At 56.7% G+C, this 12,546-nt stretch carries 9 protein-coding genes and 2 pseudogenes; 8 read left to right on the forward strand and 3 right to left on the reverse strand.

Features of this window, described 5'->3' with window-relative positions:
- The 8 genes and pseudogenes from pcaG to AO242_RS24850 all read left to right on the forward strand — a co-directional run bounded on the left by pcaG (position 1) and on the right by AO242_RS24850 (position 9,071).
- Entirely contained in the window at positions 1-603 is a 603-nt protein-coding gene (gene pcaG / locus AO242_RS24815) for a protocatechuate 3,4-dioxygenase subunit alpha (RefSeq protein WP_027898128.1), read from the forward strand.
- Positions 604-879: 276 nt separating this feature from the next.
- On the forward strand, positions 880-2,229 hold the full coding sequence (locus AO242_RS24820; RefSeq protein WP_027900851.1) for an MFS transporter: 1,350 nt from the start codon (positions 880-882) through the stop codon (positions 2,227-2,229).
- Positions 2,230-2,245: 16 nt separating this feature from the next.
- Entirely contained in the window at positions 2,246-3,598 is a 1,353-nt protein-coding gene (locus AO242_RS24825) for a 3-carboxy-cis,cis-muconate cycloisomerase (RefSeq protein ID WP_099270780.1), read from the forward strand.
- A gap of 147 nt (positions 3,599-3,745) precedes the next feature.
- Entirely contained in the window at positions 3,746-4,534 is a 789-nt protein-coding gene (gene pcaD, locus AO242_RS24830) for a 3-oxoadipate enol-lactonase (protein ID WP_099270781.1), read from the forward strand.
- 14 nt (positions 4,535-4,548) lie between these two features.
- Positions 4,549-4,944: a 4-carboxymuconolactone decarboxylase gene (pcaC, locus tag AO242_RS24835; protein WP_027900854.1), complete on the forward strand. Its 396-nt coding sequence runs from the start codon at positions 4,549-4,551 to the stop codon at positions 4,942-4,944.
- Between the two features lie 564 nt (positions 4,945-5,508).
- Positions 5,509-6,948, forward strand: a pseudogene (locus tag AO242_RS24845) (PAS domain-containing protein); the annotation flags it as partial.
- A 159-nt stretch (positions 6,949-7,107) separates the two neighbouring features.
- Positions 7,108-7,590: pseudogene (locus tag AO242_RS30310) on the forward strand (methyl-accepting chemotaxis protein); the annotation flags it as partial.
- Positions 7,587-9,071, forward strand: a complete 1,485-nt coding sequence (locus AO242_RS24850; RefSeq protein WP_099270784.1) for a chemotaxis protein CheW — start codon at positions 7,587-7,589, stop codon at positions 9,069-9,071. The pseudogene AO242_RS30310 and the gene AO242_RS24850, both read left to right, overlap by 4 nt.
- A gap of 8 nt (positions 9,072-9,079) precedes the next feature.
- Here the strand turns inward: AO242_RS24850 and AO242_RS24855 are convergent, their stop codons facing one another.
- From AO242_RS24855 to AO242_RS24865, 3 genes are all read right to left on the reverse strand, one after another.
- Positions 9,080-10,345 (reverse strand): arsenic transporter, encoded by a 1,266-nt coding sequence (locus tag AO242_RS24855; RefSeq protein ID WP_099270785.1) that lies wholly within the window; start codon positions 10,343-10,345, stop codon positions 9,080-9,082.
- A gap of 89 nt (positions 10,346-10,434) precedes the next feature.
- Complete coding sequence (locus tag AO242_RS24860) at positions 10,435-11,280, reverse strand: SAM-dependent methyltransferase (protein ID WP_099270786.1); 846 nt, start codon at positions 11,278-11,280, stop codon at positions 10,435-10,437.
- A gap of 27 nt (positions 11,281-11,307) precedes the next feature.
- Positions 11,308-12,189, reverse strand: coding sequence for a crotonase/enoyl-CoA hydratase family protein (locus AO242_RS24865; RefSeq protein ID WP_099270787.1), 882 nt, complete (start codon positions 12,187-12,189; stop codon positions 11,308-11,310).
- Positions 12,190-12,546: the final 357 nt, after the last annotated feature.

Below are 12,546 nucleotides of genomic sequence, written 5' to 3' on the forward strand. Positions count from 1 at the left end.
ATGCCAGTTCAATTGCTGCCTGAAACTCCTTCACAAACTGCTGGCCCGTACGTGCATATCGGCCTGGCGCTGGAGGCTGCGGGCAATCCGCCCCGGGATCTGGAAATCACTCACGAAATGGTTCTGCCCAATGCGCCGGGTGAACATATCGTGCTGCTGGGTAATGTTTTCGATGGTAATGGCCACCTGATTCGTGACGCCTTTCTGGAATTCTGGCAAGCCGACCATGAAGGTCATTACGACCCGATTTACGACCCGGAAAAACCCTTCAACGGCTTCGGTCGTACTGCCACGGGGGAAGATGGTCAGTGGCTGTTGAACACCATCAAGCCAGGCATCGTGCGTAACGCGGCTGGCGTGCCCATGGCAGCGCACATCAACGTGTCGCTGTTTGCCCGTGGCATCAATATCCATCTGCAGACGCGGCTGTATTTCGACGACGAAGCTGAAGCCAACGCCAAGGATCCGGTGTTGAACCTGATCGAACAACCGATCCGCCGCGAAACCCTGATCGCCAAACGCTGTACGGTCGACGGCAAGCTGGCGTACCGTTTTGACATCCGCGTGCAGGGTGAAGACGAGACGGTGTTTTTCGATTTTTGATCGAAATATACCCCGTTAAATAAACGTGTTTTCCCGTTGGAGCGAGGCTTGCCCGCGAATCAGTCGACTCGGTAGGTCAGATGGACTGCATTATCGTTTCTTCGCGGGCAAGCCTCGCTCCAACAGATCCCGTGTTTGTCGCGGAACGGCGTGGTTCCATGGATACCGGGGCGGCTCCTGCAGAAACTGCATTCCAGTTAAGAGATTTATAGAGTTTGATCAGAAACAGGGCGCTCGCAGCAGCGAGCGACCCAAATAATAATAAAAGGAACCACCATGACGCTTTCGGCTCGCGTGCCCGAGGCCGGCACACTGGATGTGCAGGCCTTTATCAATGCCCAACCCTTGTCCCGTTATCAGTGGCGAGTGGTGATTCTGTGTTTCCTGATTGTATTCCTTGATGGTCTCGACACGGCCGCCATGGGCTTTATTGCTCCGGCGTTGAGTGTGGAGTGGGGCATTGATCGCGCCAGCCTTGGCCCGGTGATGAGTGCCGCGCTGATCGGTATGGTCTTCGGCGCGCTGGGGTCCGGTCCACTGGCTGACCGTTTCGGGCGTAAGGTGGTGCTGGTCGTGGCCGTGTTTCTGTTCGGTCTGTTCAGCCTGCTGTCGGCCTACAGCAGCAACATCGATCAACTGCTGATCCTGCGTCTGCTCACCGGTCTTGGCCTTGGCGCTGCGATGCCCAACGCCACGACACTGCTCTCGGAATACACCCCGGAGCGTCTCAAATCATTGCTGGTGACCAGCATGTTCTGCGGCTTCAACCTCGGCATGGCCTGCGGCGGATTTGTTTCCGCCAAACTGATCCCCGCCATGGGTTGGCACAGCCTGTTGATGCTTGGCGGGATTCTGCCGCTGATCCTCACGGTCGTGCTGATGATCTGGCTGCCGGAGTCGGCGCGTTTTCTGGTGGTGCGCAATCTCGGCGTGGACCGCATTCGCAAGGTGCTGGCACCGATCTCCCGTCAGGAGGTCAATGCCGCCAAAGACTTCAGCGTGCCGGAACAGAAAACCGTGCGCAGCCGTAACGTCTTGAAGGTCATATTTTCCGGCACCTACAGCGCCGGGACCTTATTGCTGTGGCTGACCTATTTCATGGGGCTGGTCATCGTTTATCTGCTGACCAGCTGGCTGCCAACCCTGATGCGCGACAGCGGCGCGAGCATGGAACAATCCGCCTTCATCGGGGCTCTGTTTCAATTTGGCGGCGTGTTAAGCGCGGTCGGCGTGGGTTGGGCCATGGACAAGTACAACCCGCACAAAGTGATTGGCTGTGCCTATTTTCTGGCGGGCGTGTTCGCCTGGCTGGTGGGGCAGAGCCTGGGTAACGTTGCAGTGTTGGCGACCCTGGTGCTGCTGGCCGGTATGTGTATCAACGGCGCGCAATCGGCGATGCCTTCGCTGGCCGCACGGTTCTATCCTACCCAAGGGCGTGCCACGGGCGTTTCGTGGATGCTGGGCATCGGCCGTTTTGGCGCGATTCTCGGCGCATGGGCGGGTGCCACGTTGTTGGGCCTGGGCTGGAATTTCGAGCAGGTACTGACCGCGCTGGTGGTGCCTGCGGCACTGGCGGCCATTGCGGTGCTGATCAAGGGCTGGGTCAGCCATTCGGATGCCACATGAATTCTGGAGTCATGTTTTGAATAGATCGAGTCAGCAACTTTTCGACGCGTATTTCAGTCAGCCACAGATGAGTGAAATCTTCTCTGACCATGGTCGGCTGCAAGGCATGCTCGACTTTGAAGCGGCGCTGGCCCGCGCCGAGGCCAGCACGGGGTTGATTCCCGCTGAAGTGGTCGAAGACATTCAGGCCGGTTGCCGCGCCGAGCTGTTCGACTTTGCCGAGTTGGCGGTTGCTATTGGCAATGCCGGTAATTCGGCAATCCCGCTGGTCAAGGCGCTGGGCAAGAAGATCGCGGCACGTAATCCTGCGGCTGAACGCTATGTCCACATGGGCGCTACCAGCCAGGATGTGATGGACAGCGGACTGGTGCTGCAATTGCGCGAAGCCATCGTGTTGCTGGAGCGGGATCTGGCCGAGCTGGCCGAATCTCTGGCCCGACAGGCCCAGCGCTACGCGGTGACGCCACTGGCCGGGCGCACCTGGTTACAGCAGGCGACTCCGGTCACTCTCGGCATGAAAATCGCCGCTTGGCTGGGCGCGATAACCCGGCATCGTCAGCGCTTGCAGGAGCTCAAGCCACGGCTGTTGAGCCTGCAGTTTGGTGGAGCGTCCGGCACCCTGGCGGCACTGGGCGCGCAAGCATTGCCGGTTGCCGAAGCGCTGGCCCATGAACTGCAACTGAGTTTGCCGGAGCAGCCGTGGCACACCCAGCGCGACCGGCTGGTGGAGTTCGCCAGTTGGCTGGGCCTGATCGCCGGTAGTCTGGGCAAGATGGGCCGGGATATCAGTCTGTTGATGCAGACCGAAGTGGGCGAAGTCTTTGAACCGGCGGCAGCGGGCAAGGGCGGTTCATCGACCATGCCCCACAAGCGCAATCCTGTCGGTGCGGCGGTAATGATCAGCGCTTCAGTGCGTGCGCCGGGGCTGGTCGCAACGATGTTCGCGGCCATGCCTCAGGAGCACGAGCGCAGCCTCGGTCTGTGGCACGCCGAGTGGGAAACCCTGCCTGAACTGTGTTGCCTGGTGTCGGGATCGTTGCAACAGGCTTTGCAGGTAATTCCAGCGCTGGAAGTCAACGCGGAGCAGATGCTCACTAATCTTGATTCCACCCGAGGCCTGGTGCTTGCCGAGGCGGTCAGCATTGCCTTGGCCCAGCGCATCGGTCGCGATGCTGCGCATCATCTGATCGAGCAAAGCTGCCGCCAGGCCGTGCAGCAGGGGCTGCATCTGCGCGAAGTGCTTGGCGCAGATCCACAGGTCAGTGCCGAGCTGTCAGCCGCAGAGCTGGACCATCTGCTTGATCCCGCCAACTACCTGGGCCTTGCGCAGCAGTGGGTGGAGAGGGCGGTGGCTTTGGCGAACATTTAACTCGAACTGTGGGAGCAGAGCTTGCTCTGGGCGGCATTCCGACGATAAGAGCAACACAACTCTCAAGCAGAATCGCGTCAGCCTTATCGCGAGCAAGCTCTGCTCCCACAGGAACCAGATTCAATCTTCAATTTTCAGGAGCCCTCTATGCCCTTCATCCAACTCCCCGACGGCGATCTGCATTACCAACTCGATGGCCCGCAAGGCGCGCCGGTTTTGCTGTTGTCCAACTCGCTGGGCACTAATCTGAGCATGTGGGATTCGCAAATGCCGGTGTTCACCGAGCATTTCCAGGTGCTGCGCTATGACACGCGCGGGCATGGTCAATCGCTGGTGACCGAAGGGCCTTACAGCATCGAGCAGAATGGTCGCGATGTATTGGCTCTGCTGGACGCCTTGCAACTGCCGAGCGTCTTGTTCTGCGGGCTGTCCATGGGCGGTCTGATTGGCCAGTGGCTGGCGATCAATGCTCCGCAGCGTGTGCAACGGCTGGTGGTGTGTAACACCGCCGCGAAAATCGGCACCCCTGATGTCTGGAACCCTCGTATCGAGACCGTTCTTCGTGACGGCAAAGCCGCCATGCAAGCCCTGCGCGAAGCGTCAATTGCGCGCTGGTTCACCCCGGGGTTTGCCAAAGCCGAGCCGCAGCGGGTGGAGCCGGTGGTGGACATGCTGGCCCAGACCTCACCTCAGGGCTATGCCGCCAACTGCGCAGCGGTACGCGACGCGGACTTCCGTGAACAGATCAGCGCAATCACGCTGCCGGTGCTGGTGGTCTGCGGCACCCAGGACGCGGTCACCACACCTGCCGACGGACGTTTTCTGACCGAGCACATCGCCGGTGCCGAATACGCCGAATTTCATGCTGCGCATCTTTCCAGCATCGAAGCGGGAAGTGAATTTGGTGAGCGCGTCGTGACCTTCTTGAAAGCCTGAACCCGGAGTTTCCAATGGACGAAAAACAACGTTACGAAGCCGGCATGCAAGTGCGCCGTGCTGTGTTGGGCGATGCCCACGTGGACAACAGCCTGAAGAAACTCACGCCGTTCAATGAAGAGTTTCAGGAGATGATCACCCGCCACGCCTGGGGCGACATCTGGACTCGCCCCGGTCTGCCGCGTCACACCCGAAGCCTGGTGACGATCGCCATGCTGATCGGCATGAACCGCGAAGGCGAACTGCGCCTGCACCTGAAGGCTGCGAAGCACAATGGTGTGACTCGAGAAGAGATCAAGGAAGTGCTGATGCAGAGCGCAATCTACTGCGGTATTCCGGCGGCCAACGCTACGTTCCATCTGGCGGAAGAGGTCTGGGACGAAATGGGTGTCGAGTCGCTGGAAAAGTAAGGATGGTCGCTCAATGCTGCAAGCTGCAATTCGCAGGTAGTGCATTGAGTCAGCAGGAAATAACGTAGGTAAGGAAGTTAAGGCCGCTTAATGACTGATGAGTCGGGCGGCTTTTTTTTGCGATATCACTCAAGTTTGTTATGCCTTTTCAGTATGAGTGCTGTAACAGTTTATTAATCACCGTTGTCCTGAGGTTCACTTTTAACCTCACGCTTATTGGATCCATGTTTGAACCAAAGGCGGGCGATTGGACAGTGGCGCCGCGTGTATGCCTCGGCGGGCCTGACCGTGACGTTAATGGAAAAGTTCCAAAAAATATTATCGTGTCCATTGAAAATAACGATTATCAAGCGCCGCGGAATGACGTAAGTTACGCCCAACTCATCATTAATGGCACATAGCCATCCGCTGATCGGATGATGGTGATGTTTTATTAAGGAAGTTTCAGTCAGGGCCGACAACGAAACAATAAGAACCCGATGATCGCTCCCTTTTCGAGACCCGCCCATGTCCACTCCTTCCGCAAACTCGTCTATCGACTCTGCCATCGATCTGAACTCTATGATGAATGCCATCAATCATTCCCAGGCAATGATCGAGTTTGATCTGGAAGGCAACATACTGCAGGCGAACGCCAATTTCCTCGACAAGGTGGGCTATCGTCTCGAAGAAGTGCAGGGCCGCCATCACCGTATGTTCTGTACTCCGGAATACGCTTCCAGCCCTGAATATGCTGAGTTCTGGCGATCGCTGGCGACCGGGAAATTTGATCAGGGGCAATACAAAAGGCTGGGTAAGGGCGGCAAGGAAATCTGGCTTCAGGCGACTTATAACCCGATTCTCAATCAGGCTGGCGAGCCATTCAAAGTGGTGAAGTTTGCCACGGATATTACCGATCAGCGCATGCGCAACGCGGAATACGAAGGCAAAGTCGAAGCTATTCAGCGTTCTCAAGGCGTGATCGAGTTTGATCTGAATGGTCGGGTGCTTGCAGCCAATGACAACTTCCTGAAGGTGCTCGGCTACCGTCTGGACGAAGTGCTGGGCCAGCACCATCGCATGTTCTGCGATGACCAATACCTCAACAGCCCGGCCTATCGGGCCTTCTGGGCCAAGCTTGAGCGCGGTGAATACGATTCAGGCGAGTACATGCGGCTGGGCAAGGGCGGGCGTGAAGTCTGGATCAGTGCCACCTACAACCCTATTTTTGACCCCGATGGTCGTCCTTACAAGGTCGTGAAGTTTGCCAACGATGTGACTGAAGTGCGGGCCCGCAATGCTGAGTTCGTCGGCAAGGTCACTGCCATCGAGCGTTCTCAGGCAGTTATCGAATTTGACCTGACTGGCAAAGTCCTGTCTGCGAACCCTAACTTCCTCGCCGTGTTTGGTTATGAGCTGGACGAAGTGATCGGCCAGCCCCACCGTATGTTCTGCACCGAAGAGTTTGGTGCCAGCATGGGCTACCGCGAGTTTTGGGAAAAACTCGGTCGCGGCGAATACGACACCAATGAATATCGACGCAAACGCAAAGACGGCAAGGAAATCTGGATTCAAGCCACTTACAACCCGATTCTCAACTCCCATGGCCAGCCTTACAAAGTGGTCAAGTTCGCGCTGGATGTCACCGAAATAAAAGAAAGCAGCGCTGAGCGCCAGGGCAAGGTCAATGCGATTGATCGCGCGCAAGCGGTGATCGAGTTCGATATGGCGGGCAATATCCTCGATGCCAACGCCAACTTCCTCAAGTCGCTGGGTTACAGCCTGCAAGAGCTGCGTGGTCAGCACCACCGGATTTTCTGCGAGGAAGAGTACGTGCGCAGCACGGCCTATCGCGAGTTCTGGCATGACTTGTCTCAAGGGCAGTTTTTCTCCGGACGTTTCATGCGCTTGAGCAAGTTCGGCCAGCACATCTGGATTCAGGCGACTTACAACCCGGTGTTCGACAGCGATGGCAAACCTTATAAAGTGGTGAAGTTCGCCACGGACATCACTCAACAGGTCGAACTGGAAGAAGCCATCGAAGCTAAAACCCGAGCCATGGACGCTTCAGTGCAAAACCTGATGAGCGCAATTTCCTATGTGGCGCAGAGCACTGATCAAGCCACTGACCTGGCCAGGCTGACCCGTGAACAGGCCAGTCAGGGCTCGGAAACACTGGTCCGGGCAGCCGAAGCCATGACCATGATTGGCAAGTCTGCTGAAGATATTCAGGACATCATTCAGGTCATCAGTGAAATCGCCAGCCAGACCAACATGCTCGCGTTCAACGCAGCCATCGAAGCCGCAAGGGCCGGTGAGCATGGCCTGGGCTTCTCGGTGGTTGCAGATGAGGTGCGCAAGCTGGCCGAGAAGTCTTCCCAGGCCACCAAGGAAATCAACAAACTAATTCTGGAAACCGTCAGCCGGATAAAATCCGGCAGCGAGATCTCCTTGAGTGCCGGCAGTGCTTTCGAGCAGATCGTCAAAGGCGTCAACGAGACCACCGTGGCCATCGACAGCATCAATGCCGCAACCGCCAAGCAAATGGATTCAGCAGGCCAGGTAGAAACGCTGATTTTCGAACTGCACCAGACCAAGGTTGGCAATGAGCAAGGTGTTGTGAATGTCAGTGCCCGCACCAGTAGACCTTCCGGGCTGCCTGCATGAACACGCTGCGCGCCTACGGCGTGGTGCAGATAAACGGTGCGTTTCTGGGCATCGAAGCCACCTCGTTGATGGAGGCCGTTCACTGGCCGACCAATCTGCAGCGCCATCCGGTGACGCGCGGTGTGTTGGCTGGGGTTTTCACCTTGCGTGGCAGACCGGTTCCGCTTGTGGATCTGCGATCTGTGCTCAGCGACGACATGCCAGAGCAAGCGCCAACTCCGCTGGTCGCCATCCTCAAGTACAAAGGCGGCTTGTTGGGCGTTGCCATTGATGCCGTCTGCGACATCGTCAAGGCCGCCGACTCTCAGCTCTGTCCTTTGGGACCGGGCGGCGAGGGCAGCGGGCTGATACCCACGCTGATCATGACCGGTGAAGACAGTCGCTTGATCTACATGCTGGATCTGGCGTTCCTCGCCAGCTTGCCCGGCGTACTGTTTGCCGCAGATACAGCGGCAGGGCCGATCAGTCGCGATACGTTGCAAGCGAAAAGCCAGTTGCGTCATTACCTGGTCTTTGAATGTGACGGGCAGCATTTCAGCATTGATGCCAGCGTAGTCACCGAGTTGGTCGACAAGCCGCAGGTCGCGCCTACCGATTTCGGGAATGGCTATTGCCTGGGCGTCACCGTGATTCGTGATACTAAAATTCCGGTCCTGAGCTTGTCTCAAGTGTTGGGTTTTGACTGCAGTCACATGCAGGTCAAGAGCCAGCTTCTGTTGCTGACGGCCACCGACGGCAGGGTGTCCGGGTTTGGCTACGATCGTATGGTCGCCATTGAACGTCGGGACCCGCAAAGCCTGCTGCCGATGCCCGTCTATGGCTTGCGGGAGCCAGAGTTGTTGGCCGGTGTGATGAACCTCGGTGACGGATTGCAGGCTGTCCTGATCAATCATCAGTCTCTGCTGGAGCGATCCGGAGTCAAGAACTACGCCGAGCTTTACCAGACCCAGCCGCAGTCATCAGAGAGTCGTGCCAGCAAGGCGAAAGCGGTCATGCGTCAGGCCTGCCTGTTGTTCAAGTCGCCGACCCAGTTCGTCACGCCACTCAGTCAGGTGTTGGAAATCCTCTCGATACCCACGCAAATGATTGGCCTTGCCCAGCCGGAAAATCACTTGTTGGGGCAGTTCAATCTGCGGGGCGAGCAGCTTCCACTGGTGTGCCTGAGCAGCTTGATCGAATCGTCGCCACAACCCCACACGCCGCTGTCGCGGGTGTTGGTGGTCAGGGGAGAGACGTTGACGTTTGGCTTCGCAGTGTCTCAGGTTGAAGCCATTGACTCGTTCAACCAGTTTGACCCGACGATGCTCGCTCAGGGCTGGCAGACCAATGCGGGCAAGGTGGTGTCGGTCAATGACCGGGCACGTTCGTTGGTGAGCATTGGCAGTGGTGCAAACAGTTGGCGCGCCACGCTAATGGACCTGCAGGGCATCGCCCGGCAACTGGAGGCAAGGTTACTGCAACCTGCCAGTGCCGTTGCCTGACACGCTGTTTATCCGCCGGTGGTGATCGACAACGCCGCCAATGCACCGATCAATGCCGGTGGCATGACCAGAATTCCCAGTCTTAGAAAGCCCATAGCTGTGACGTTTTCGCCTTCGCGGCGGATGGCGATCAGCCAGAGCAGGGTTGCCAGTGATCCGGTGATTGACAGGTTGGGACCCAGATCCACGCCGATGACCAGCGCACTGGTGGTTTCGGTGGGTAGATGAGCGATATGTCCGACCGAACCCGCAATCAAACCGGCCGGCAGATTGTTGATCAGGTTGCTGGCAATCGCCACGATCACGCCAGCTGTCCACGTCGCCTGAGTGGCCGAATCGTCGGCCAGTGATTTCAGCGCGTGGGCCAGATGATCGATAACCCCGGTCAGTGCCAAGCCCTCTACCAGCACGAACAAACCCGCCACAAGTGGCAATACACTCCAGGAAACCGCCTTGAGCACCGGCAGCGGGTTAAGCCGCTGACGCAGGTGGATCAATGCAGCGGTAGCGATACATGCACAGAACGTCGGTAGCCCAAGTTGCATATCGAGCGCCGATGCACTCAGCAATACGATCCCCGTCAGCAAGATCCCGAACGCTGTCAGACGTGCACCGCTGGACAGCGGTTGCAGCGTGATGTCTGTTTCCAGAGGCTTGCGCAGATGGCTGCGTTGCGTGAGGCGCAGCACGAGATAGGTCATACCGATGGCGGCAATCGAAGGCAGGCTGAAATGCCAGAGCCAGGTTCCTAGTGGTGGCATGTTGTTGCCGAATATCACCAGGTTGGCCGGGTTTGAAATCGGCAGGACAAAACTGGCCGCGTTGGCGATAAAGGCGCAGATAAACAGATAGGGCAGTGGCTCGGCCTTGGCAGCGCGGGCTGCCGCGTAAACGGCGGGCGTCAGGACAACCGCAGTTGCGTCGTTGGACAGGAACACCGTGACCAGGGTGCCGACCAGAAACACCAGATCAAACAGGCGTTGCCCTGAGCCTTTTGCATGTTTTGCGGCAAGCATGGCCAGCCAGTCGAACAGACCTTGTTGCCGGGCCAGTTCGGCCAGAACCATCATGCCGATCAGAAACAGGTAGACATCGCCACCTTCCGCCACCGCACCCAGCGCCTTGTGCAGCGGGATAAACCCCAACGCTGTGAGCAGCACCGCGGCCCCCAACGCCCAGACAAATTCCGGCACCCGCCAAGGTCGCATGATGACGCCACAAGTGGCTAAAGCGGCGACAATCCAGATAACCGTTGCGGGGTCGAATGCGGGCATTTGCGGTACTCAATAGGCAGGCAAATGTCAGACCGGTGACGACGTGGACAAGTTCGTCCAGTGGCGCAGAATCAGGTGCTTGTGAGCCTTTATCGGTTTTCTGTTGGATCGACTTTGTGATTTTCCATCCGCACCCATGCTGTAATTTGTGTAGGCCCTAACAGTTGAGCATGCGTGTCGAGTGCTTGTGATCGAAGTCGACTCTCGAAGGTATCGAGATCTTCTGTTTCAGGCGTTGCCAGGCCCATACGAATCAGATGTGGATAAACCGCTTTCACGCCTTCACTTGCCCAGCGGTACATCAATGAATCTTTACCGCCCCCGATAGGGCGCTCACAACTCAGCTCCGGGTATGGCAAACCGGCTTCGAAGAAAGACTCCACCATGTTTGCTGCGATATCGTGGTGCGAAGCACGTGCGCGAATCGCCGCAACGATCCAGTCTCCCGCACGACTCCACATGGCAATGGCAGGGTGTGACTCGATCAATGGGTCCACTAACAAAATTTCGTGCAGCGCCAGAACACCTCCCGGCTTGACCAGGCTGGCAGCCTTGCGCAAGAAAGCCACGGGGTCAGATTGATGCACCATGACATAACGTCCAATGACGCAGTCAAACAGGCATGGACTTGAAAAGTCCTTGATGTCACAGACCTCAAACCTGACCTGCTGCAAGCCTGCCTCCAACACACGGTAACGCGCCAACTCCACGGCTTGCTCACTGAGGTCTATGCCCAACACATTCCCGTTAACGCCCACATACTCCGCGGCCAGCATGGCAACATCACCGGCACCGCTTCCTAGATCAAGAACCTGCATACTTGTTGCCAGACCCACGTCCGACAACAGCCGAGCCGTTATAGGCCTTAGTACCGTCGCCTGAAAGGTCAGCCTTTCCAGCTCTTCGGGTGAGCTTCCAAATACATAAGTATTCATTTCACTGTCTCACGCGGTTTAGAAGTATCAAACAGAGGTTCGAATCTGTTCCAGCTTTCGCTGCTGCGACCTCACAAGTTTCATCATCAATCGCAAGTCTTGATCTTCCAGCTTTAGTGCCGCCTCGACCCAGTGAGTCGTGACCACCATTAGTTCTTGATAAGTGACTGGTGATACAGCGCGACGGGCATTGTAAAAAGCCGTCAATCCGTTTTTTCGTTTCTGCGTTTTTTTTATATATTCAGCCAGTGCATTCACGCCTTCTCCCTCAGGGACAACAACATCGATTACACCTCTTTCAAGGCAAGCCCTGGCGGAATAAATATCCCCTGACACAATCATCTGCTTTGCCAGGTCCGGGCCTATGCGCCTCGACAATATGCTGTAAGCACCCATCCCGGGGAAAAGATTAAAGCCTATTTCCGGCAAGCCAAATTTTGCCTGCTCCTCGGCAATGATGATGTCGCTGGCCAGGGCTGCTTCGAACCCGCCGCCCAACGCTGCGCCTTGTACCAGCGAAACCGTAACCAATCGGGGAGAGTGGTAGTTACTTAGCCTTGAGAACATGATGTCAATGCACTGGGTTGCATAGTCCATTAATTCTGCCCGGTTACCCTTTTTTATGAGATCAACAAACAATGCCAAATCTCCGCCCAGGCTAAAAAAGCCAGGCATGCGCGAGGCCCACACATAAAAATCAACCGGGCGATCGCTGCCCGCGCATATCACCCCCTGCGCATCAACCGCCAGTTCTCGGTCGCGTTCTATAATTTCTGCCATCAGTGGACGTGTAAAGCTGGCGCTTTTTTTATCGACGAACAGTCCCCATAGGATCTTGAGTTCATGGTCATATTCAACGGCGTAATGCGTGATGTCTTTACTAACAAGGCGCGCTTCATTAATGTCCATGCGAACTAAGCTCCAGGCACTTTAATGCAATAACTTATTATCCCTGTGAGAGGCTTAACCACGCATCAGTCATTCCAGTTATAGCAAGATACTGACAAGAGTCGCTGTGGTAACTGACAGTTGACTAGAACGTTTTCAAATAATACCGCGCACTTTTCGGACTTAACGACAGTGCTTTGTTTTCTGGTGAGTCCGGTTTTTGGCCCTGGCACGGTGATAGCAGGCCTGACTGTAGCCGGTCATGCTGGCGCAAACCCTGTTTGAGATTCTTTGTTGGCCTGCAAGCGTTGATCCCGGTGGGAGCGAATTCATTCGCGAAGCGGCCTGTGGAGTGGTGCTTGCCTGCGATACATGAGA

Origin of the sequence: Pseudomonas sp. ICMP 561, from assembly GCF_002699985.1 — a bacterium.
Lineage (GTDB): Bacteria > Pseudomonadota > Gammaproteobacteria > Pseudomonadales > Pseudomonadaceae > Aquipseudomonas > Aquipseudomonas quasicaspiana.

What these genes read in the sequence shown, in the direction of transcription:
- pcaG (WP_027898128.1), top strand. Translation starts at nt 1, where the DNA reads ATGCCAGTTCAATTGCTGCCTGAAACTCCTTCACAAACTGCTGGCCCG.
- AO242_RS24820 (WP_027900851.1), top strand. Translation starts at nt 880, where the DNA reads ATGACGCTTTCGGCTCGCGTGCCCGAGGCCGGCACACTGGATGTGCAG.
- pcaD (WP_099270781.1), top strand. Translation starts at nt 3,746, where the DNA reads ATGCCCTTCATCCAACTCCCCGACGGCGATCTGCATTACCAACTCGAT.
- pcaC (WP_027900854.1), top strand. Translation starts at nt 4,549, where the DNA reads ATGGACGAAAAACAACGTTACGAAGCCGGCATGCAAGTGCGCCGTGCT.
- AO242_RS24850 (WP_099270784.1), top strand. Translation starts at nt 7,587, where the DNA reads ATGAACACGCTGCGCGCCTACGGCGTGGTGCAGATAAACGGTGCGTTT.
- AO242_RS24855 (WP_099270785.1), bottom strand. Translation starts at nt 10,345, where the DNA reads ATGCCCGCATTCGACCCCGCAACGGTTATCTGGATTGTCGCCGCTTTA.
- AO242_RS24860 (WP_099270786.1), bottom strand. Translation starts at nt 11,280, where the DNA reads ATGAATACTTATGTATTTGGAAGCTCACCCGAAGAGCTGGAAAGGCTG.
- AO242_RS24865 (WP_099270787.1), bottom strand. Translation starts at nt 12,189, where the DNA reads ATGGACATTAATGAAGCGCGCCTTGTTAGTAAAGACATCACGCATTAC.